14 protein-coding genes and 1 tRNA gene are annotated in these 22,852 nt (G+C 63.4%); 10 read left to right on the plus strand and 5 right to left on the minus strand.

What is annotated here, in order from left to right; genetic code table 11:
- Nucleotides 1-843 precede the first annotated feature (843 nt).
- On the minus strand, nt 844-2,703 hold the full coding sequence (gene metG, locus Tam10B_RS05435) for a methionine--tRNA ligase (protein ID WP_093960250.1): 1,860 nt from the start codon (nt 2,701-2,703) through the stop codon (nt 844-846).
- A 299-nt stretch (nt 2,704-3,002) separates the two neighbouring features.
- On the opposite strand from metG, the gene Tam10B_RS05440 reads away from it, so the two are divergent.
- Entirely contained in the window at nt 3,003-3,662 is a 660-nt protein-coding gene (locus Tam10B_RS05440) for a hypothetical protein (RefSeq protein WP_143248551.1), read from the plus strand.
- Nucleotides 3,659-3,928 carry a variant leucine-rich repeat-containing protein gene (locus Tam10B_RS05445; RefSeq protein ID WP_408606634.1) on the plus strand — a complete coding sequence of 90 codons (270 nt, stop codon included), beginning with the start codon at nt 3,659-3,661 and terminating at the stop codon, nt 3,926-3,928. Before Tam10B_RS05440 ends, Tam10B_RS05445 begins: the two co-directional genes overlap by 4 nt.
- On the opposite strand, the gene rsmI is transcribed toward Tam10B_RS05445, so the two are convergent.
- Complete coding sequence (rsmI, locus tag Tam10B_RS05450) at nt 3,918-4,937, minus strand: 16S rRNA (cytidine(1402)-2'-O)-methyltransferase (protein ID WP_332881260.1); 1,020 nt, start codon at nt 4,935-4,937, stop codon at nt 3,918-3,920. The genes Tam10B_RS05445 and rsmI overlap by 11 nt on opposite strands.
- Nucleotides 4,938-5,251: 314 nt before the next feature.
- On the opposite strand from rsmI, the gene Tam10B_RS05455 reads away from it, so the two are divergent.
- From Tam10B_RS05455 to Tam10B_RS05465, 3 genes are all read left to right on the plus strand, one after another.
- Entirely contained in the window at nt 5,252-7,489 is a 2,238-nt protein-coding gene (locus Tam10B_RS05455) for an RNA degradosome polyphosphate kinase (RefSeq protein WP_093960253.1), read from the plus strand.
- 322 nt (nt 7,490-7,811) lie between these two features.
- Nucleotides 7,812-8,873 carry an NUDIX hydrolase gene (locus Tam10B_RS05460; protein ID WP_093960254.1) on the plus strand — a complete coding sequence of 354 codons (1,062 nt, stop codon included), beginning with the start codon at nt 7,812-7,814 and terminating at the stop codon, nt 8,871-8,873.
- The gene (locus Tam10B_RS05465; RefSeq protein WP_093960255.1) at nt 8,863-9,588 is read left to right on the plus strand and encodes a thymidine phosphorylase; all 726 of its coding nucleotides are present in this window, start codon (nt 8,863-8,865) and stop codon (nt 9,586-9,588) included. Before Tam10B_RS05460 ends, Tam10B_RS05465 begins: the two co-directional genes overlap by 11 nt.
- Nucleotides 9,589-10,310: 722 nt before the next feature.
- Here Tam10B_RS05465 and Tam10B_RS05475 read toward each other — a convergent pair.
- Nucleotides 10,311-10,383 (minus strand) — tRNA-Lys (locus Tam10B_RS05475).
- Between the two features lie 95 nt (nt 10,384-10,478).
- On the opposite strand from Tam10B_RS05475, the gene Tam10B_RS05480 reads away from it, so the two are divergent.
- The gene (locus tag Tam10B_RS05480; protein ID WP_093960257.1) at nt 10,479-11,900 is read left to right on the plus strand and encodes a THUMP-like domain-containing protein; all 1,422 of its coding nucleotides are present in this window, start codon (nt 10,479-10,481) and stop codon (nt 11,898-11,900) included.
- 192 nt (nt 11,901-12,092) lie between these two features.
- On the plus strand, nt 12,093-13,283 hold the full coding sequence (locus Tam10B_RS05485) for a pyridoxal phosphate-dependent aminotransferase (protein ID WP_093960258.1): 1,191 nt from the start codon (nt 12,093-12,095) through the stop codon (nt 13,281-13,283).
- A 150-nt stretch (nt 13,284-13,433) separates the two neighbouring features.
- Here Tam10B_RS05485 and Tam10B_RS05490 read toward each other — a convergent pair whose 3' ends face one another.
- Entirely contained in the window at nt 13,434-14,234 is an 801-nt protein-coding gene (locus tag Tam10B_RS05490; RefSeq protein WP_093960259.1) for a hypothetical protein, read from the minus strand.
- Between the two features lie 449 nt (nt 14,235-14,683).
- On the opposite strand from Tam10B_RS05490, the gene Tam10B_RS05495 reads away from it, so the two are divergent.
- The 3 genes from Tam10B_RS05495 to Tam10B_RS05505 all read left to right on the plus strand — a co-directional run bounded on the left by Tam10B_RS05495 (nt 14,684) and on the right by Tam10B_RS05505 (nt 20,451).
- The gene (locus Tam10B_RS05495) at nt 14,684-17,416 is read left to right on the plus strand and encodes a YhgE/Pip domain-containing protein (RefSeq protein ID WP_093960260.1); all 2,733 of its coding nucleotides are present in this window, start codon (nt 14,684-14,686) and stop codon (nt 17,414-17,416) included.
- A gap of 22 nt (nt 17,417-17,438) precedes the next feature.
- Nucleotides 17,439-19,799 (plus strand): YhgE/Pip domain-containing protein, encoded by a 2,361-nt coding sequence (locus Tam10B_RS05500; RefSeq protein WP_158214137.1) that lies wholly within the window; start codon nt 17,439-17,441, stop codon nt 19,797-19,799.
- 82 nt (nt 19,800-19,881) lie between these two features.
- Nucleotides 19,882-20,451 (plus strand): TetR/AcrR family transcriptional regulator, encoded by a 570-nt coding sequence (locus Tam10B_RS05505; protein WP_093960262.1) that lies wholly within the window; start codon nt 19,882-19,884, stop codon nt 20,449-20,451.
- 309 nt (nt 20,452-20,760) lie between these two features.
- Here the strand turns inward: Tam10B_RS05505 and Tam10B_RS12910 are convergent, their stop codons facing one another.
- A complete protein-coding gene (locus Tam10B_RS12910) occupies nt 20,761-22,473 on the minus strand; it encodes a hypothetical protein (protein ID WP_143248552.1) in 1,713 nt (570 codons plus the stop codon).
- Between the last annotated feature and the right edge of the window lie 379 nt (nt 22,474-22,852).

Genomic DNA, 22,852 nt, shown 5'->3' on the forward strand with positions numbered 1-22,852 from the left:
AACGATGCAATAACCTTGGAGTTACCTAAAAATGCGAACGCTCAGGTGAAGTTCCGATGAACTCTCCCCATAGCCGCCTGCCTCAGGTACATGATCATTCGAATTTGGGGCACCAACTACCCGAATTCCGCTCTTCGGGGCGCCAAATACCCGTTTTCGCGTCGATTTTCGGGCATTTGACGCCCCAAAGAGCAGATGTTCCTGCATAGTGAGACAGATCCGACGATCGATTCCGCGATATGAGCAGCCGTCTTCGGCCACGCGACCGCCGCAATCCAGGATTTGCCTGCAGAAAAGAAGAAACCCGGTGGGAGAGAAGACCACCGGGCTAGAGAGAGAAGAGAGAAGAAGGGTTCAGTTATCAGATTCGATTGGAATCTCACCAGCGGGTTCAACCGCTGACATGTCTTATATAAGCAGCCGTTCCTTGGAAAGATGATGCGGGAACCTGAATCTTTCCTGAGAATGTGTGAGAGATTTGTGACGGCTCACATAAGTTGAACATCGCAGGGTTCGAGAGGATGGGATTCGTTGGGCGAAGCAGCTCGGCCCCTCCCTCAGTCCGACTACGTCGGCCAGCTCCCTCCCATGGAGGGAGCACGCGGATGCCGGGCCATTTTGGCATCGGACAGCCCCTTACCGCGAAGGGAAAGAACACGATGACCGACCGACATGACCGAACAGAACGTTCTCCCTCCATGGGAGGGAGATGTCATGACGAAAGTCATGACAAAGGGAGGGACCGGAAACCTTCAAGGATCCAATCCCTCCCCCAGTCCGACTACGTCGGCCAGCTCCCTCCCCCGGAGGGAGCACATAGGTGACAGCCGTCGGCCAACAGAATCAGGCGAGCTTGGCCTTTTCGGCGGCGAGGCGCTCGGCCTCCTTGGCACGACGGGCGTCAAGCTCGGCCTGGAAGCGCTCGAGCTCCTCGGCCACGGCCTCCTTCGGGATCTTGGCGAAGATCGGCTTCGGCTTCGGCACCACGGCGCCCACGGTGATCGGCTCGCTCTTCCACGGGTGCACGTTCACGCCCAGCTTGTAGTCGCCGGTGATGATCGGATAGCTGAAGCCGGGCTTGTCGAGATCCTCGACCTCCTCGATGTGCGGCAGCGGCGAGAACACGCCCTCGCCGCCCAGGGCCTCCCACACCTTCTGCGCGGAGTGCGGCAGGAACGGCGCGAGCAGGTGGTTGGCGTCGGACACGGCCTGTGCGGCCACGTGCAGCACGGTGCCCAGTCGAGCCTCGTCGTCCTTGATCTTCCACGGCTCCACGGCGGAGATGTACTTGTTGATCTCGCCGACGATGCGCATCGCCTCGGCCAGGGCGGCCTTCTGGTGGTGCTTCTCGAGGAAGTTGCCCACGGTGTCGAACGCGGCGTTGGTCTGCTCGAGCAGCGCGCGCTCCTGATCGGTCATCTTGGACTCATCAATGGCCGGGATCGCGCCGAAGTTCTTGGCGATCAGGTTGGCCACACGGTTGACGAGGTTGCCCCACGCGGCGGCCAGCTCCTCGTTGTTGTGGCGCACGAACTCGGCCCACGTGAAGTCGGAGTCGGAGCTTTCCGGACCTGCCACGGAGATGTAGTAACGCACGGCGTCCACGGGGTAGCGGGCGAGGATGTCCTTCACGTAGATCACGATGCCGCGCGAGGAGGAGAACTTCTTGCCCTCCATGGTCATGAACTCGCTGGCCACCACCTGCTCGGGCATGTTCAGCGGGCCGAGTTCGCCGGTCTCGCCGCCCTTGGAGCCCTGGCCGTTGTAGGCGAGCATCTCGGAGGGCCAGATCTGCGAGTGGAAGGTGATGTTGTCCTTGCCCATGAAGTAGTAGGCGGGGGTGGACGGGTCGTTCCACCAGGCGCGCCACGCCTCCGGGTCGCCCTTGCGGCGGGCCCATTCGATGGACGCCGACAGGTAGCCGATCACGGCGTCGAACCACACGTAGAGCTTCTTGTTCGGGTTGTCGATCCAGCCATCCACCGGCACGGGGATGCCCCAGTCGATGTCGCGGGTGATGGCGCGCGGCTTGACTTCCTTGAACAGGCCGATGGAGAAGTTGATGACGTTGGTGCGCCAGCCTTCGCGGGTCTTGAGCCATGCGAGGTTCGCCTCGGCGAGCGCGGGCAGGTCGAGGAAGTAGTGCTCGGTCTCCTCGAAGCGCGGGGTTTCGCCGTTGATCTTGGAGACGGGGTTGATCAGATCGATCGGGTCGAGCTCGTTGCCACAGGCGTCGCACTGGTCGCCACGCGCGCCGTCGGTGTGGCAGATCGGGCATTCGCCTTCGATGTAGCGGTCGGGCAGGGTGCGGCCGGTGGACGGGCTGATGGCCACCTGCTGCGTGCCCTTGTAGATGTAGCCGTTCTTGAGGCACTGCTTGAACAGCTCCTGCACCACGTGCTCGTGGTTGCCGGTGGTGGTGCGGGTGAACAGATCGTAGCTCAGGCCGAGATCGCACAGGTCCTTGGCGATCACGCGGTTGTAGCGGTTGGCGAGCTCCTGGGCGGTCAGGCCTTCCTTTTCGGCCTCGACCAGGATCGGGGTGCCGTGCTCGTCGGTGCCGGAGACCATGAGCACGTCGTTGCCCTTCATGCGCTCGTAGCGCGCGTAGACATCCGAGGGGACGCCGAAACCGGCCACGTGGCCGATATGGCGGGGGCCGTTCGCATACGGCCAGGCGACGTTAACAAGAATATGACTCATAAACCCCGATTATCCGTACGGGCATTGACGTTTTCTGTCGTGGATTGTGGACAATCCGCGGAGTTGTCCACATGGGTGTCGTTTTAAGCGCGAGTTATCCACTTTTCCACATTTTTCGTTGCCGTCTGAGCGGGATTATGCGTCGCGGCCTACCGTCGGAAGACATGAGCGACATTACATGCGGTACGGTCGTTCGTCAGAGTCGACGGGCGAGGAGAAAACAGGTCATTCGGAATGGCTCGCGGTCTATGCCGGGCGAGGGCCCGTCGCTGATTCACAGCACGGACGTAACCGGTCATATGGCACTGCACCGACTGGTCGCCATGGGCGTGCTGACCCGTCTGGATGACACGTGCGGCTATCGCAACGACTATGCGGATACGCCACTTGGTCGCGCACTGATCGTGGAGCCGATGATTCCGTACGGCGCCACGGCGGCGGGCAAACTGGCGTTGTGGGTATGGGTGGGCGGACGGTTTCCCGCCTGTTTCGATCTGATATCGACATCGCATTATCGGGCGCGCGTACACGGCCGCGACATGCATGTGCACAACCGACGCATGCTGACGAATCATATGGTGCTGCTGGCCGGCCTGCGGATCACCTCTCCCATACGCACGGCATGTGATCTGGCGTGCATGGAGCCCGCAGAACGGCAGGGATGCGATGTGAACCAACTGCTGGCCGTGCTGATGACCAAGTACGAGATCAGCCCCGACGATTGTTTGAACATGCTGTGGCGCAACCAGCGGTGGCCGCGGCACAGTCTGGGCATCACCACGTTCATCGCGCTGAAGAGACGGAGGAAGTCATGGCCGGGAGTGGACGACGACGGAACCGGATGGGGCGCCGCGAGCGCGGCGGACGGGGACGGCATGGTCGGAAGCGCTCATCCGGACGTGCAGTATGGTTCCGCAAGGCCGACAAACGTCTTCGTACACTGCGACGGCTCGGCGTGAAACGTACGGCCGCACCGCACGAACGTGGCCCCAAGCCGCCCGAACCGCCGATGCGTCTGACCGCTCAGGTGGCGTGCGATCCGAATACCGACGAAGATGTGCTGTGGACGATCGCCGAGCGTGCGCCGGAGCTGCGCATGTGGCTGATCGCGAACCCGTCGGCGAGCGCAGAACTGCTTGAGTACGTGGCTCAGCGTGGCGGCCCGGGTGTGGCACGCGGGTTCGAGGTGCTGTTCGGTGCGATGGACGACAGGATCACTGCTTGATCTTGAGGACGGCGTTGTAGACCTGCTTGCGGTTGGCGAGCGAGCCGTCGGGCATCGGATGCTCCTCGATCACTTCGGCGATCGCGTCCTTGATGCGCAGGCCGTCTTCGAGCGCACGGTCGATGGCGAGTACGGCCAGTTCGTCCACGCTCAGTACGGACGACGACGCCTCGCGCGCCTCGTCTTCGGACGCGCCGCCGATCACGAGCACGATCTCGCCGCGGGGCGGCTCGTCGATCACGCTCTGCCGGATCTTGCCGATGCCGCCGCGGCGGATCTCTTCGAAGTCCTTGGTCAGTTCGCGGGCCAACGCCATCGGACGGTCGGGGCCGAACGCGGAGAGCAGGTCGTCCATCGAATCGGCGATGCGGTGCGGGGTCTCGTAGAACACGATCGTGCGGCGTTCGGACTGCAGCGCGCGCAGACGCTGCACACGTTCGGAGTGCTTGCGCGGCAGGAATCCTTCGTAGCAGAAACGGTCGGTGGGCAGTCCGGACAGGGCGAGCGCGTCGAGAACGGCGGAGGGGCCGGGTGCGCACGTGACGGGCAGACCGCGTTCGATGGCACGACGCACGATCGACAGGCCCGGATCGTTGATCGTGGGCATGCCGGCGTCGGAGACGACGAGCACGCAGGCGCCGGTCTCCACTTCGTCGAGCAGACCGTCGGATTTGGAACGCTCGTTGTGGTCGTGGAACGCCACCACGCGTCCGTTGACGTGCACGCCGAGGCGACGAGCGAGATCGTAGAGGCGACGGGTGTCCTCCGCGGCCACGATGTCGGCCTGCTCCATGAGCGCCACGAGTCGGGCGGACGCGTCGAGGGTATTGCCGATGGGCGTGGCGGCGAGCACCACCGTGCCGCGCGGAATGGTCAGCGTGCGCTGTGCGCTGGCGGACGCGGCTGCCGCAGACGGCGCATCCGATGCGGTCTGGGTGGCCGGCGCGGACTGGGCCTCAACGCTGGCCTGATCGTCGGGATTCATGGTTTCCGAGGTTTCCGATTGCATGCCTTCAGTATTGCCTACGGCGGTTACATCGGCGACGCAGGGCAGGCAGACCCCGGCCTTCCCGATCATCCGGCATCGTCACCTCATCAGTCACGCTGCGCGTGACAGCTTCCCCTCGAGGGGAAGCCGGCATCACCGGATACGAGCGACCAACGCCATGCGGCCTTTCCCTCGAGGGGAAGCCGGGAGAAAGGCCGGGTGAGCGATCACAATTCAGACGGGGTTTACCGTGCCGACAGACAGAATATGAATTGCCGTTGAATTCTGTCGTTTCGGAGCCCCAAACTGGCCGCAACAATAATAAAGTGGTAAGCATGGCCCAGATATTCAATGAACCCTCAAAGGCGATCCTGAAAAGCCAGATCGCCGAGCATATCGCGGAGACCCCCAAGGACAACCGCGAAGACCCCAACGCCTCCCTCTACGAGCCGTTGCCGAAGGACCGGTTCTTCGATCGCGAACTCAGCTGGCTGAAGTTCAACAAGCGAGTGCTGGAACTGGCCGAGGACGACTCCCTCCCCGTGATCGAACGCGCCAACTTCGCCGCGATCTTCGCGTCGAACCTCGACGAGTTCTTCATGGTCCGCGTGGCCGGCCTCAAGCGTCGTATCGACACCGGTCTGGCAGTCACGTCGGCGAGCGGCCTGAGCCCGCGTCAGACGCTGCGCGCCATCTCCGATCAGGCCCACCGTCTGCAGGACGAGCACGCCCACTACGTCGTGGAGCACATCCTGCCCGACCTGGCCAAGGAGAACATCGTCCTGCTCAAGTGGAGCCAGCTGACCATCGCCGAGCAGGAGCGCCTGAGCAAGTTCTTCCGCATGCAGGTGTTCCCCGTGCTCACCCCGCTGGCCGTGGATCCCGCCCACCCGTTCCCCTACATCTCCGGCAACTCGCTGAACCTCGCCGTGATCGTGGAGAACCCGACGTCCGGCAAGTCGCACTTCGCCCGTGTGAAGATCCCGGACAACCTGTCCCGTCTTGTGCCGGTCGACGACATGACCGAAGACGAGCACGGCGACGTGCGCTACGGCTTCATCACCATGGAGAACCTGATCATCGCGCACCTCGAATCCCTGTTCCCGGGCATGATCATCAAGGAGGCGCGTTCGTTCCGCGTCACCCGTAACGAGGACATCGACGTCGAAGAGGACGATGCCGAGAACCTGCTCAACGCGATGGAGAAGGAGCTGCTGCGCCGCCGCTTCGGACCGCCGATCCGCCTTGAGCTCTCCGACACCACCTCCCCGTTCCTCTCGCACCTGCTGGCCGACCAGCTGGGCGTGAACGACGAGGAAGTGTACCGTCTGCCCGCTCCGCTCGACTTCACCGTGCTGTTCGAGCTCGGCGGCGTGGATCGCCCGGATCTCAAGTTCCACAAGTTCATCCCCACGACCAACCGTCAGATCGCCGAGGTCGAGTCGAGCCGTGCGCAGGACATCTTCGCCGCCATCCGCGAGCGCGACATCCTGCTGCACCACCCCTACGATTCCTTCTCCACCTCCGTGCAGGCGTTCCTGGCGCAGGCCGCCGCCGATCCGAAGGTGCTGGCCATCAAGCAGACCCTGTACCGTACGTCCAGCAACTCGCCGATCATCGACGCGCTGGTCGACGCCGCGCAGGCCGGCAAGCAGGTGCTCGCCCTGGTGGAGATCAAGGCCCGCTTCGACGAGGACGCGAACATCGCGTGGGCCCGCAAGCTCGAACGAGCCGGCGTGCACGTGGTGTACGGCATCGTGGGTCTGAAGACGCACTGCAAGCTCTCGCTCGTGGTCCGTCAGGAGGCCGACGGCCTTCGTCGCTACTGCCACGTGGGCACGGGTAACTACAACCCGAAGACCGCTCGAATCTACACCGATCTCGGTCTGCTCACCTGCGATCCGGTGGTCGGACAGGATCTCACCCGCCTGTTCAACCAGCTGTCCGGCTACGCGCCCAAGTCCACGTTCCACCGTCTGCTGGTGGCGCCGCGCGGCATCCGCTCCGGCCTGATCGAGCGCATCCGCCGCGAGGAGGACGCCGCCCGCGCTGGCAAGGAGGCCTGGATCAAGATCAAGGTCAACTCGATCGTGGACGAGAAGACGATCGACGCGCTGTACCGCGCCTCGCAGGCCGGCGTGAAGATCGACATCGTGGAGCGCGGCATCTGCTCGCTCAAGCCCGGCGTGCCCGGCATGAGCGAGAACATCCGTGTGCGTTCCATCCTCGGCCGCTTCCTGGAGCACAGCCGCATCTACGCCTTCGCGAACTCGCAGGGCCCTCAGATCGGCGAAGGCCCCTCCTCCGGTCCGGAGGTCTGGATCGGTTCGGCCGATCTGATGCACCGCAACCTCGACCGTCGAGTCGAGGCGCTGATCCGCATCACCGCGCCCGAGCAGATCGAGGAGCTCATCAAGTACGTCGACCTGCAGATGGCCGACACCACCAGCTCCTGGCACATGCAGCCGGACGGCACCTACGTGCGTCACTCCCGCGACGCCGAGGGCAAGCCGCTCGTCGACTGCCAGGAGGCGCTGATCAAGAAGCATACGCGTCGTCCGCGCAACAGCTGATCGGATTCGTCCGATCGATTCGGTCGATCCGGTCGGGTCATCGACGCGTGCATGACGGTGCCACGGGAGCGTCATCAACTCCCGGCCGCACCCACACAGCCGGAACGGGCATCCTCAACGGGATGCCCGTTTCGTCGTTTTCACGCCGGCGTTTCCCTTGTCTATGATGGATTTCAGCGCTGGTCTGCCGTTGCCCGACGTATGACGATGTCCAAAGACGGGCACTCGTACATGGGCAATTTATGTCATCGCTAACATTCATCTGTCATACCGAGCGATAATGGAGCCGTAAATGCACAACTCCAAACACAAAGGAACCACTATGAACACAGTCGTCGAGGCAGCCGGCGGCATCGTGTACCGTTGGCGCGACGGAGTCGAACTACTGGGCGACGCCCAGAACGATCCCGATCTGATACTGGAGAACATCGAGGTCTGTGTGATCCACAGGCCCAAATACAACGACTGGAGCTGGCCGAAGGGCAAACTCGAGATCAACGAATCGCACCGCCACGCGGCCGTACGCGAGATCGGCGAGGAGACCGGACTGGCAATCGCGCTCGGCGCCTACATCGGCGACGTCGAATACCCCCTCGAGGACGAGGGCAAGCGTGGCAAGCGCCGCACCGATCCACGCAAGCCCAGTAAACACGTGTGCTACTGGATCGCATCGATCATCGACGACGAGACCGCCATGAAACGCCGGTACGCGTTCGGACCGATCAACGCCGACAAGCACGAGGTCGACAACGTACTGTGGATGTCGCCCGCCGACGCGCGACACAAGCTCACCCACGTGCTCGACCGCGACATTCTCGACGAATTCGTACGCAAGGTCAAGGCAGGCATCCTGCGATCCAAGATGTTCCTGCTTATCCGCCATGGCAAGGCCGAAGGACGCAAGTTCTGGGGCGGCACCGACGCCGACCGGCCGATCACGCCGCTCGGATCCGCAGCCGCATACGCACTCACCCGTGAAATCGCCTGCTTCGGCGTGAACCGACTCGTCACCTCGCCCTGGCGACGCTGCGTCGGCACCATCCAGACGTTCGCGTGGCAGACCGGACTGCCCGTGAACATGGCCGACGATCTGACCGAGGACGCCTACGCGTCGCAGCCCGACTCCGCATGGGAATGCCTGCGTCACGAAATGGAGATCACGCTGCGCACCGGACAGATCACCGCCGTATGCATGCACCGGCCCGTGATCGGCGGCGTGTTCGAACACATGCGGGCGCTGTGCGACCGCAAGTCGCTGGCCAAGCAGCTGCCTGCGAAAACGCCGTACATGGCAACCGGACATGCGGTAGCCTTTAATATCGTCAACACGGACAACGGTCCGGCAATCATCGACATTCAGAAGGTAAGCCCCATTGTCTACTAGCTCCTCCTCTTACGGTTCCTCCTCCATTCGCGCGGCGGGCTCGGGATTCGCGGCGTCCGGACGATTCACGCGGCCGGCACAGCTCGACCCGGCGCTCGTGGAACACCTCTCCGGCGGCGTGGACCCGCAGCAGCTCAGCGAGATCAGCCACACCACGGCCGCCTCGCTGCTCGACCGCGTGCACCACACGCAGGATCCGCAGACGGTGGAGCGCGTGCTCACGCTCGTGGAGCACGAGGGCGTGGACCTGGTGGCGGAACTGTGGAGCGGCGGCGACCCCGACTCGCTGCCCGGCGTGCTGTGGCGACTGTACATGCTGCGCACGTGGATGCGCCGCAACCGTGAGTCCATCTCCCGGCTGTGGCGCATCGGCGAACCGGTGGCGGGCGCGTCGTCGGCGATCGCAGGCGTGGATCAGGCGCCGAACGCGGAGGACATCGCGCGCACGGCGGACTCGATCCTCTCCGGCGCGTTCGTGGGCGACTTCGCCGTGGCCATGGAGCGAGCGAGCGCGTTCTGCGCGGTGATCTCGGCAGGGCTCGTGGCCGAGGCGCGACGCCGTCAGGAGCGCGACGCGGAGCTGGGCGGCGCCGGATCCGACCGGATCGTCAGCTCGGGCGCGGCGCATCTGCTGAAGACCGCGCGCTCGCTGCACTCAACGTCCAAGGATTTCAAGGCCGGCGCGCGTCTGTGGCGCGAGGGGCGACTGGAGTAAGCTGCAACGGTTGCATCGGGCACGTCCGTACATTCCGCGTTTGTCCGATGAAGAAGTACTGCCGGGCGGGGTTCGGTTAATCCTCGATGCTTGTTTTACGCACGCTTGCGATAAATGAGCACCGCGGGGAGCTCTTCGGTGCTCATATGACGCACGCTTACGTCAAATACGCACTGTAGAGAATCCTCGATGCTTGTTTGACGCAGACGTACGGCAAACACACCGCGGATGAGGACCGGCCGCAACAGCCAACCCGTCTCCGCCCGCGAACACACCGGCATCGGCCGGTTTGGCGGACCGGGGAAAATGCCGTACAGTAGTAGCCGCGTCGGGCCGTGCATTGCCCCGGGCTCCATTTTTTGCCGCCGCGAGCGGCCCTTGCGCCGACAGGCGCATTCACGGTCCGGCGTTTTCTTTTATTTTCCCTACGTCGTGTGATTCACGCGTCGTGTAGTTCACGCCGCTATCAATGCCGCACCATCGTCCTTGACCTATGCCCGTACGATAAATGCGCGCCGTACTGCGACCGTACTGCGATATAGATGTTCCCCGCCACCGAGAACGGTAACGGGGAACAGGACTCATACGCACGATGTGCGTCCGGACGTCACCACCTCGGTAAATACGGGATCGCGTCCTTTTAATCGTTCGGACGCGGCTTGCGATGGAAATGAGAAAGCCTCGAAACCGTTGGGATCATTGGTTTCGAGGCTTGTTCGCGGTGCCCCCCGTGGGATTCGAACCCACAACCCACGACTTAAAAGGACGCTGCTCTAACCGTTGAGCTAGAGGGGCAACATTTCTAAGATACACGGCATCGGTGGACAACGCAAACAGCGGTGCGATCCGCTTCGGTTCATACGATCCGCTTCGGTTCATACAATGAACGAATGAGGATCAGCGCGCAGACTTGGGAATTCATTCGGGAGCATCGGAACGGCGACGTGCGGGATCTGGCGTTGCACGCGCATCGTGACGACGAGGTCGATCTGCCGTTCGCGCTCGATCAGATCGACGGATGGCAGCGGGCGCGCACCAAACTGCCGGAGTGGGCGGCGCACGACGGGGTGATCTACCCGCCGCATATTTCCATGGAACAGTGTTCGTCGCAGTCGACCGCGCAGTACAAGGCGGGCGTGGCGGCACGGCTCGTGAACGCTCAAACGGAAACGGCCTCCGTCCCTCGCGGCACGCTCGTGGATCTGACCGGCGGGTTCGGCGTGGACTTCTCGTACATGGTGAGTGGATTCCGACGCGGAGTCTACGTGGAACGGCAGCCGCACCTGTGCGAGATCGCCGAGCACAACATGCGCGCACTCGGACTGGATCACGTCACGGTCGTGAACGGGAACGCCGAGGAGTATCTGACGGAACTGCCCGATCGCGCGGTGGGAGATACGAAGAGCGGATCGGCAAGCGACAAGACGGACGGCACAGCGAACGGTTCGGTCAGCGGTCCAACAAACGAAACGACCAACGCCTCGTCTGAGCCCACGCTGATCTTCCTCGATCCGGCGCGACGCGACGCGCACGGAGCACGCACGTATGCGATCGCCGACTGCACGCCGGACGTGCTCGCGCTCAAGGAATCGCTACTCGCCAAGGCGGACTGGGTGATGGTCAAGCTCTCCCCCATGCTCGACTGGCGCAAGACCGTGGCCGATCTGGGCGACTGCGTTCGCGAGGTGCACATCGTGTCCACCGGCAACGAATGCAAGGAACTGCTGGTCGTGATGAGCGGCGACAGGCCGAGCGACAACACAGGCACCGGCATCCGCATGGTCTGCGTGAACGACAGCGATGTGCTGGACTATCGGATCGGCGCCGACGGGCAGGTTCTCGAAACGGCCGATGCGGCAGCCGACAGGAACGACGATGACGACAGAAACACTGACAGCGGGAACACCGACGGCAGGAACGATAACGACGGAAACACCGAGCCGGCGTATCTGTACGAACCGAACGCGTCGATCATGAAGGCGGGGTGTTTCGACCTGCTTGAACGACGATACGCACGGCACGGACTGCGGCAGATCGGGCCGAACAGTCATCTGTTCACGTCTGGTTCGATGATCGAACGATTCCCCGGACGGGCGTTCGAGATCGACGCCGTCACCGGCATGGGCAAGAAGGAACTCAAGACGGCACTCAGCGGAATCACGCGCGCGAACATCGCGGTACGCAACTTCCCGATGCCGGTGGCGGCGCTGAGGAAGAAGCTCAAGCTCAAGGACGGCGGCGATGCGTATATCTTCGCCACCACCACGGCGAGGGGACGGCATGTGCTGATGGTGGCGAGGAAGGCGCAGTAGGCGTCTCACCGACATGACGGGAAGACGCGCGCACGCTCCCCTCAGTCGGCGTTCGCCGACAGCTCCCCTCAGAGAGGGGAGCCGGATATGGGGAAGGCGCGGTAGGCGTCTCACCGTTGCGGCGCGGGGGTGCGGGACCTCTCCGCGTCATGGTAAAACGGCAATCATCAAGCGAAAAGGAGCGAAAGAACAATGATCAACGAGGATTACAAGGCGATGCTGGGCGGCAAGTCCGTGATTCGCGAGCTGAGCGAATACGCGACCTCCCGCGGCGCCGAAATCGGCTACGAGAACGTGTTCGACTACAGTCTCGGCAATCCGAGCGTACCCGCGCCGAAGAGCTTCACCAACGCGATGGTCGACCTGTACGAGCACGGCGACCCGGTGGCGATCCACGGCTACTCCCCCTCGCTGGGCATCCCCTCGGTGAAGGACGCGATCGCCGACTCGCTCAACCGTCGCTTCGACATGGACTACACCGGCAACCACATCTTCCCCACCACGGGTGCGGCCGGCGCGCTCGCTCACGCCATGCGTGCGGTGACCAAGCCCGGCGACGAGATCATCACGTTCGCCCCGTACTTCCCCGAATACCAGCCGTACGTGAAGGGCACGGGCGCGAAGCTCACCATCGTGCCGGCCGACACGGAGAACTTCCAGATCAACTTCGAGGCGTTCGAGGCCGCCCTCAACCCGAACGTGCAGGCCGTGCTCATCAACACGCCGAACAACCCGTCTGGCGCCGTGTATTCGGCGGAGACGCTGCGGAAGCTGGCCGCGATCCTCACCGCCAAGCAGTCGGAGTACGGCCACGACATCTTCCTGATCAGCGACGAGCCGTACCGCGAGATCGTGTTCGACGGCGGCACCCAGCCCTACCCGGCCAAGTTCTACGCAAACACGCTCACCTGCTACTCGTGGTCCAAGTCGCTGAGCCTGCCGGGTGAGCGCATCGGCTACGTGGCGGTGAACCCGGCCGCCACCGACGCCGATCTGCTCGTGCCGATGATGGGTCAGATCTCGCGCGGCACCGGCCACAACTGCCCGCCGAGCTCGATCCAGCTGGGCGTGGCGAAGGTTCTCGACGAGACGAGCGACCTCGGCGTGTACGAGACGAACATGAACCTGCTGTACGACGCGCTGACCGGCATCGGCTTCGACGTGGTGCGCCCCGGCGGCACGTTCTACATCTTCCCGAAGGCGCTGGAGGACGACGCGACCGCGTTCTGCCTCAAGGCCAAGGAGTACGACCTGATTCTGGTGCCGTCGGAGAGCTTCGGCGTGCCCGGATACTTCCGTATGGCGTACTGCATCGACACGGAGAAGGTGAAGCGCTCGATCCCGGTGCTGGAGAAGTTCGCGCACGAGGTGTACGGCCTGTAGTTGCTGGCGGCTCCCCTCTTTGTGAGGGGAGCTGTCGGGCCGCCGGCACGTTTATGACCCGTTCTGGGGGTACGGGATCCCTCCCTCTGTCACGACATTGTCGTGACATCTCCCTCCCAAGGAGGGAGAACGCTGGAAGACGGGTGCTGGTTAGTTGATGTTGCTGATGGTGCCGCCCCAGGTCTTCTGCAGGTTCTCGATGCCGGAACGCTCGCCCACGAGAATCCACTGCTTGCCGGTGAGCATGGCGTACTGCGCGCTGCCGGCCTGATCCTGATACTGGGCGAGCACCTCGCTTGCCTTGGATGCGATCGGCGCCTTGTAGATGCCCACGGACGACGAATTGTCGAACACGGCATACACCACGCGCGTATCAGTGCACATCTGGATCGACGTGACGCCGGGATACGAGCTGGCATCCATGCCCTGCCATCCGCTCGTGCACGTGCCGAATGCGTTGTCCACATCCTTCTGCATGGCCGTCGGCGTCGACGTGGGCGCGGCGTCGGCGACCTTCTCCTCCACCACGCCTTCCGGGAACAGCGTGTTCGCGGCCCATCCGCATCCGGCGAGCATGAGGGCCAGCACCAGGGCGATGATGCCCCACGTGCTGGCGATGCCATGTCCCACACCGGCACGGCGCGCACGCAGCCGTGCCACGATCACCAGGATCAGAGTGACCACGGAGAGCGCGACGGTGAGAATGATCAGCGTATTGACGGGAATGTTGGCGAGTGCTTCGGGCATACGCGCGGGGGCGATGGCACGGGCCGCGGTGACGCAGCCGGCAAGCACGGCGAGAACGCCGGCGATGGCGCACAGCGGATTCCACGGTCCGAGGGAGACTCGCCCGTTGCGGTCGAGTCCGTTGCGGTTGTTGCGTCCGCCGTTGCCGCGTTGACCTCCACGACGTGAATGCTTGCGATAGTCCCCTGCGTGGTACACCGTCATGTTCAGCCCCCTTCGGTTTGATCCGGTCGGCCGCCCGCGCTCGCGACCGCCGGCCGATGCTTGTTCCCAGTGTAGTGCGGAGAGCAAGCGCATGGGATAGTTCGGGGGAATGAGGTGTTCGCATTATGGGGGACATGATGGGCGCGCTGCGGGACTTGTGACTGTTCTTCCCTCCCTCGGTTCTTCCCTCCCTCAGTCCGGCTGCGCCGGCCAGCTCCCTCCCTCGGAGGGAGCACGAGGATGTTGAGCGTGTGCTCCCTCCGTGGGAGGGAGCTGGCCGACCTCGTGTCGGCCTGAGGGAGGGATACACACCAAGGGAGGGGTCAGGCACCAACCAAGGCCCCACAATCAACAACGACCGCATAGCGCTACGGATGTCGTAGTGCTACGGTAAACGTAGTGGTTTGGAATTTGACGGGATGACCGACCGAACATGACGAGGGGTTGTTATGAGGAATGTTCTCCGGCTGGTGAAACGCGATCTGCTGCGCCTGGCCAAGGTGCCGGCGGCATGGGTGATCTGCGTGGGCCTGGTCGTCATCCCATCGCTGTACGCATGGGTCAACATCTACGGCTTCTGGGACCCGTACGGCAACACCAGCAAGATTCAGGTGGCCGTCGCCAACGAGGACAAGGGCACGACGAACGATCTGCTCGGCAAGCTCAATCTGGGCGATCAGATCGTCCAGGCCATGAAAAGCAACACCCAGCTCGGCTGGCATTACGTGAGCCGAGAACAGGCGCTGGACGAGGTGCGTTCGGGCAAGAGCTACGCAGCGTTCGTGATTCCCAAGGACTTCAGCAAGGATCTGGCCACGCTGCTGTCCGGCGATTTCCAGCAGCCGAAACTGCAGTATTACGTCAACGAGAAGGCGAACGCGGTGGCTCCCAAGATCACCGACGTCGGCTCCACCACGCTTGACACGACGATCAACAACACGTTCGTGTCGACGGCGAGTCAGGTGATCGTCTCGCAGCTCAACGGCAAGCTCGACGACGCGTCCCAGAAGATCACGCAGGCGCAGACCGACGCGTCCGGCTCGCTCGACAGCACGGTGGACAAGCTCGATACCGCACGCAACTCGATCAAGGACCTCCACGACACGGTGGACAAGGCGAAGGCCAAGGCGCAGAATGCCAAGTCCACGCTCGCCGACGTGGAGACGCAGACCGGACTGCTCACCGACGGGCTCAAGCAGACGTCGTCGCTGCTCACCAGCACCGGCGACTCGATCAACACGTTCGCGGCGAACGCGTCGGGCACGCTCGACAAGGGATCGTCGCTGATCTCGACCACGTCGTCGAAGGCGAACGTGTCGGTGGGCAAGGTGGCGGGAACCATCACCACGGCCAGCGGCACGGTGGCGGGCGCCATCGAGACCGGCAAGTCGATCACCGACCAGAACGCGCAGACGATCAGCTCGCTCGAATCGGTCATCAACACGCTGCCCGCCGACTCGCAGCTGCGCACACGACTCAACGAGATCGTCAACGGCAAGACCGGCAGCGCCGGACTCAAGCAGCGCAACCAGTCGCTCGCCCAGACGCTGAACAATCTGGACACGATCAACACCGACACCGTGAACACGGCCAACACCGTGGCCGGCGCGACCGACACGCTCGACACGACCGTGCAGAACACGCTGAACAACGTGAACGACTATCGCGGCACGCTTACCGGCACCACGATCCCGCAGATCAACTCTGGCCTCACGCAGCTGGCCGGCGTGACCGGCAACCTCGCGGGAGGCATCACCAGCCAGTCGAATCTGCTCGACCAGACCGATACGATCCTCGACCAGCTGTCGTCCACGCTCGACGCCACCGGCAAGGCGCTCGACCAGACCGACGCCGGCATCAAGACGCTGCGCGACGACGTGGACACCGTGCGCACCGACGTGAACGCGCTCGTCGATTCCGACGCGTGGAGCAAAATCACGTCCGGCGGCAAGCTCGACGCGGAGAAGATCTCCGACTTCATGTTCTCCCCCACCACGCTGAAGACCACCACGCTCTACCCGATCAACTCGTACGGTTCGGGCATGGCGCCGCTGTTCACCGACCTGTCGCTGTGGGTGGGCGCGTTCGTGCTCATGGTGATCGTCAAGCTCGAGGTGGACGACGAGGGCATCGCCGGCCTCACCGTGCGTCAGGCGTACATGGGCCGCTGGCTGCTGCTGGCGATCCTGGCCGTGCTGCAGGCGATCGTGTGCTGCGTGGGAGACCTGATCATCGGCGTGCAGGCGGCGAACGTGCCCGCGTTCATCGGCACCGGCGTGATCACGTCGCTCACGTATCTGAGTATCACGTACGCGCTGTCGGTCACGTTCCAGCACGTGGGCAAGGCGCTGTGCGTGGTGCTGGTGATCGTGCAGATCCCCGGCGCGTCCGGCCTGTATCCGATCGAGATGATGCCCGGATTCTTCCGCAGGCTCTACCCGTTCTTCCCGTTCACGTACAGCATCGACGCGATCCGCGAGACGATCGGCGGCTTCTACGACGGACTGTACGCGAACGCGGTGGGCCACCTGCTGCTGTTCGTGGCGGCGAGCTTCATTCTGGGCCTCGTGCTGCGCCCGTACCTGACGAACCTCAACCGACTGTTCGCCAAGGAGATCGAGGAAAGCGACATCATCATCGGCGAGCAGGCCGAAGTGCCGTTCCGCACGTACCGCTTCTCGCAGGCCATGCGCGCCATGGCCGATCACGCCGGCTACCGCACCGGAGTGCACCGTCGCGCGATGCGGTTCGCACACCATTATCCGCGGCTCAAGCTCGGCGGCCTGATCGCCGGATTCGTGGTGCCGTTCGCGCTCACGCTGCTGTTCTCGCTCAACCCCGCGTTCGAGGACACCAGTCGCAAGGCCGTGATGCTGGGCGCATGGGTGACGTGGGTGCTGATCATCATCGGCTTCCTGATCGCCATCGAATACATTCGCGACAACATCGAACGGCAGATGCGGCTCGGCGCGATGAGCGATGACGAGATCCGCGACCTGTTCTCCATGCGCAAGTATCTGAAGACGATTCCGCTGCCGTCGTTCGGTCTGCCGGTTCGTCCGGTGCGCACGGCGGCCGGCGGCGGCAGGCACGGCGGTGGTGCGGCATCCGGTACGACATCCGGCCCGGCGGCGGGCGATGGCACATCCGGCAACGACACCCACACGAATTCGGCGAACTAGGAATCAGGAGAAGGAGGCAATCATGAGGCAGATCTGGCGACTGTTCATCGGCGACGTCAAGCGCATCACCAGCAACGTGGTGTCGATCATCATCGTGATCGGCCTGGTGGCGATCCCCTCGCTGTTCACCTGGTTCAACGTGGTAGCCAGCTGGGATCCGTTCAGCAACACGAAGAACCTCAAGTTCGCCGTGGCCAGCGTGGACGACGGATACAAGAGCGATCTGGTGCCGCTGAAGGTCAACGTGGGCGATCAGGTGCTCAACGCGCTGCGCGCCAACGACCAGCTCGACTGGACGATCACCACCAAGGACGACGCCGTGGACGGCGTGAAATCCGGCAAATACTACGCGTCCGTAGTGATCCCCAAGTCGTTCAGCAAGGACATGATGACGTTCTTCGACTCCGACGTGAAGCACGCAAAGCTCACGTACTACACGAACGAGAAGAAGAACGCACTCGCCCCCAAGGTGACCGGTCAGGGCGCCGACCAGGTGGCCGCACAGATCAACAACATGTTCGCCAGCACGCTCAGCGACGTGGCGCTCAACATCGTCTCGTCGCTGTCGGACTATCTTGACGACGCGGACGTGCAGAGCCGGCTCGGCAACGTGAACGACCACATCGGCAAGCTCTCCGATCAGATGGCCGACGCGTCGACCATGCTCACCACATACTCGTCGCTCACCGATTCCGCGCAGTCGCTGATCAACAACTCGTCGAAACTGCTCACGCAGGCGGCAGGCGCGGCGAACGACGCCAAGGACGCGGTGGGAAGCACCAAGGCGGCCGGCGGCACGATCACCGACGCGCTGAAGGACTCCGCCTCATCCCTGTCGAAGGCGCTGAAGAGCTCGGCGAACAGCTACGGGGCCGTGGCCAGCGGTGTGGACACGGTATTCGACTCGGTCAACACGCAGGCCGCCGACAGCGCCAAATCACTGCGCGACGAAGCCACGAGCATCGACAAGCAGATCGCCGAATACCAGCTGATCGTCAAGGATCTGGGCCAGTTCCGCAGCGACATCGCCGCCACGCAGCCGAGCACGCAGATCGGGCAGGACGTGATCGACACCGTCACCCGTCAGACCGACGCCGTGATCGGCCAGCTCAACAGTGTGATCGCATTGCAGCAGGGGCTGCGCGACAAGCTCAACGACGCGGCCGGCAAGATCGAATCCGGCAACAGCTCGGCGCAGCAGGAGCGCGACGAGATCAAGGCGCTCGCCACTCAGGCGAAGAACGACGTCGCATCGCTGAAGACCGACTACGACACCAATCTCAAGCCGCAGATCAACTCGATCGCCGGCACCGTGGCCAACGCCGCGCAGACGTTGAGCGGCGGCGCGACCCAGCTGGAAAGCGCGGTCAAGGACCTGTCGGGCGCAAGCGGATCGGCATCCAAGCAGCTGGGCAACATGCGCACCATGCTCACCGACGTGGCCAAGGATCTCACCGACGCGTCGGACAAGCTGCGCACCGTGCACGACTCGCTCGGCAGCGCACTGTCCAGCGGCGACACCGAGATGATCAAGCAGGCGCTGGGAACGGACGCCGAGCAGCTGGCCGACTACATCGCCGCGCCCGTGGGCGTCACGCGTCACGCGGTGTTCAAGGCGGAGAACTTCGGTTCGGCGCTCAGCCCGTTCTACACCACGCTGCCGCTGTGGGTGGGATCGCTGCTCATGGCGGTCACGCTGAAGACGGCGGTGTCGCGGCGGATCCGTGTGGGGCTGGCCCGCGGCGGCGTGCGTGGCGGAGTGCGTGGCGGGGGCGTGCGGTCCGGCGAGAATCCGGAATCCACAGGCCGGACGGAATCCGCGGCGGCTGCGAAAACCGGTAAGGGGAAGAAACCCAACCGGAAGGCCAAGACCGGCGAGGTGAAGCCGTATCAGATGTATCTGGGACGATTCGGCATCTTCGCACTGATCTCGCTCATGCAGACCACCTGTCTGTTCCTTGGCAATCTGCTGTTCCTGCGCGTGCAGTGCGAGCATCCGTTCCTGTACATGCTCACCGGATGGCTGAGCGGACTCGTGTTCATCTTCATGATCTACACGCTCGTCGTGTCGTTCGGCAATGTGGGCAAGGCGATCGGCGTACTGTTCCTGGTGCTGCAGATCTCCGGATCGGGCGGCGCATACCCGCTGGTCGTGATGCCGGACATCTTCACCACGATCAGCCCGTTCCTGCCCGCCACGCACACGATCAACGCCATCCGCGCGTCCATGTTCGGCATCTACGACAACGACTACTGGAGGGCGATCGGCGCGCTGCTGCTGTTCATCGTGCCGACGCTGCTGCTCGGCCTGGTGCTGCGTAAACCGCTCGTGAAGTTCAACACGTGGTACGTGGCGCAGGTGGAGAGCACCAAGCTGCTGTAGGCGTGCGGCAACGACCAACGGTTTAGTTCAACGAAAAAATAAACAAAGATACGTGAGTTGCGAGTGACAACAGGAGGGTACGATGACATCGCAACGCGGAGAGAAGACGCGAAAGGAAACAGATCGCAAGATCATGCAGGCGACGCTCGAGATCGCCATGACCAAGGGCATCGGCGGCATCTCGATCGAGGAGATCGCACGACGCAGCGGCGTGGCCAAGACCACGATCTACCGCCGTTACGAGAACACCTCCGACCTGCTCAGCAAGATGAGCACACTGGAAGTGTCGTCGTCGCCCGAACTTGCCGATCTGGAACCCACGCGCGACAATCTGGAGCTCATGATGCGCAAGATGGTGGAGCGGTTCGTCAGTGGCATCGGCGTAAAGGCCGTGGGCATCATCCTCTCGTCGGAGGAAGCGTTCTTCCAGCCGCTCGTGAAGCAGGCGATCGCGCCGGAGGAACAGACGCTCGAATCGTTCTTCGATCGGGGTGTGCAGGCCGGGCTGTTCCGGTCGGGCATCGACGCGAAGTTCCTGTTCGGCACGATCCTCGGTTCGATGATCGCCTGCGAGGCGCTGGCCGGCGCGATCGACGACGGATGGCCGGAGCGCATGACGAACCTGATCTGGCCCACGATCGTCGCGGCGTAGCAGCCGGCTGCGTGGCATGGCGCGGGCTGGCGCGGATTGGCATTGGGGGCACCAAATACCCGAATTCTGCTCTTTACAGCGCCAAATGGACGAAAATCGACGTCGAAACGTCCATTTGGCGCTGTAAAGAGCAGATGTTCTCGCACTGTGAGACAGATTTGGCGTCCGATTCCACGATGCGTACGCGCTCGGTTGCGGTGCGCTATACGAGGGACGCCCAAGCGAGTCCTCTAGGCCGCACCCCTTCGTGCTCCCTCCAAGGGAGGGAGCTGGACGACGCAGTCGGACTGAGGGAGGGTTCTCATCCCCCTATGCGTTCAATACGCCATCCATCCGCTCATACGCGGACCTGATCGACGCCTGAATGTTGTCGTCCGGCGTGGATCCACTGTCGTCGTAGCCGTACGGGCTGTCGCCGGAGTCGAAACCGTACGGGTCGTTCATCATGGAATCGATCGAGCCGAATATCGCTCCAATGAAGAACAGGACCGCCGCGATCAGCGCAATCACCGCCACCACGATCACGGCGATGATCACGCCCGTGTGGCTCTTGGGCTGCTGCTGAGGATAGGGACTCGCATACGGGGTCTGGGTCGGCGGCTGGGCTGGGAACGGAGCCGGCGTGTACGGGTTCCGGTTCTGCGGCGCGGTGTATGGCTGGGGGCCATACGGCTGTGGCGTGGCATACGGCTGACGGGGAGGCTGCTGGTTCTGCGGCGCATACGCGTAGGGCGCGGAGTTCGGCAGCGGCTGGTAGGGAGATCGCGGGGATTGCGACTGCGCGGGCTGCGCCGGCGCGGCAGACTGGGCAGACTGGGTGGGAGCCGGTTGGGCAGACGCGGCGGGCTGTGTGGTTTGGACAGGAGCAGGTTGGCCGGAAGCCGGCTGAGATGGCGTTGGCTGAGCTGCCGTGGGCTGAGCCGACACAGACTGGACCGACGCAGCCGACTGCGCGGACGCCGACGGATACGGGTTGGTGGGCTGCGCAGGCTGTGAAGGCTGCGCGTAACCAGACTGGAATGGCCACGACTGCTGTGAAGACGCATACGGCTGCCGGCCATACTGGCCGTACGGCCCAGGCTGCGATTGCGAGGTCGACGGCTGCTGGCCCGCCTGGGATTGGCCCGCGGGATTCGGCAGGTTCTGTGCCGAAGCAGCCGGGGTCGGAGTATAGGACGGGCTTCCATAGGTCGGCTGCGGGTTTGGAGCAGACGAGGTCTGGGTCGGCGACTGGGTCGCGGTCGGCACGGTGGGAACGGCCGAAGAAGTCGGAGAATACATGGGAACGGTGGGAGCCGGGTTGTCGGGCAGGATCAGATTGCCCTTGCGATCGTAGAATCCGGCCTGTTGCACGTCGTTCGGGGAGGCCGGAGAAGGCGCGGGAGCCGGCTGGGCCACCGGGGACGGCTGTGCAGAGGGCTGGCCGAACGGCTGGGTGGAAGACTGGTCGTACCCCGGATAGGTGCCGGGAGACATGGCGGGAGCACCTGCAGACGACGATGATCCCGAAGCTGCCGCGGCCGGCTGCGAGGCGAAGGAATGCGACAACGAATCCGCCGAGGGCATGGTCTGCGACGGCGAATCCGACCCGAGCTGCTGCTCCTGAGTCGGCTGGGTCGAATGATCCGGTCGAACAGTCGCATCCGAAGCGGAGAAGGAAGAAGACTCACCCGAGCCATATATGCTCGCATGGCGTGCGTTCGCACTATGCCCGTCTGTATTCCCCGCACTGCCGGCATTGCTTGCTTTGTCAGAATCCGCGCCGTCGCCGGCGCCTGTGGCCGCGGTGCCATTGCCCCACTCCGCGCGCGGCGACGACAATGCGTGGTCGAACCAGTCCTCCTGAGCGAAGCGCTCGTGTTTGGCCGCCGATTCATCCCCGTTTACAGATGCATTCTCGTTCGCGGCCAGTTGCGCGTCGTTGCTCGCAATACCGTCGCTCACGGTATCGAGCCGCGTTCCCGCGTCGTCCGGCTGTGCCCCCACGCCGTCGATCTGCGGCTCGTTCTCGGAATTCGTCATGATTCCAGCCTAGTCCCCGACGGTGTCAACGGCCCCGCCATCAGGAGAGCGCACCCCATAATGCACTTCTGTGCGTTTGTGATGGGTTGCGAGCGCTTTTGTTACCGCTGATATTGAGGTGCTTTTTCGCGGCGGTACACAAATCGAAGATACCCTACGTCGCAACTATGAAGAACGTTGAAATTCCAACGGTTTCTCAAGCACCGATTTCAGGTATCTTCGAGTTGTGAACCGCCGCTTCTCGAGACCCCATCAGAGCCTCAAATTCCACATCACATTCCCCTACAAGATCGATCACAATCCGAACAACGGATCCTTCCGCCATGCCGAATCATCGGAACGGCCGCCCCGGCCCCTTTATCGAACCGGATGGTTGACC

Origin of the sequence: Bifidobacterium vansinderenii (assembly GCF_002234915.1) — a bacterium.
In the GTDB taxonomy this organism is placed as follows: Bacteria; Actinomycetota; Actinomycetes; order Actinomycetales; family Bifidobacteriaceae; genus Galliscardovia; species Galliscardovia vansinderenii.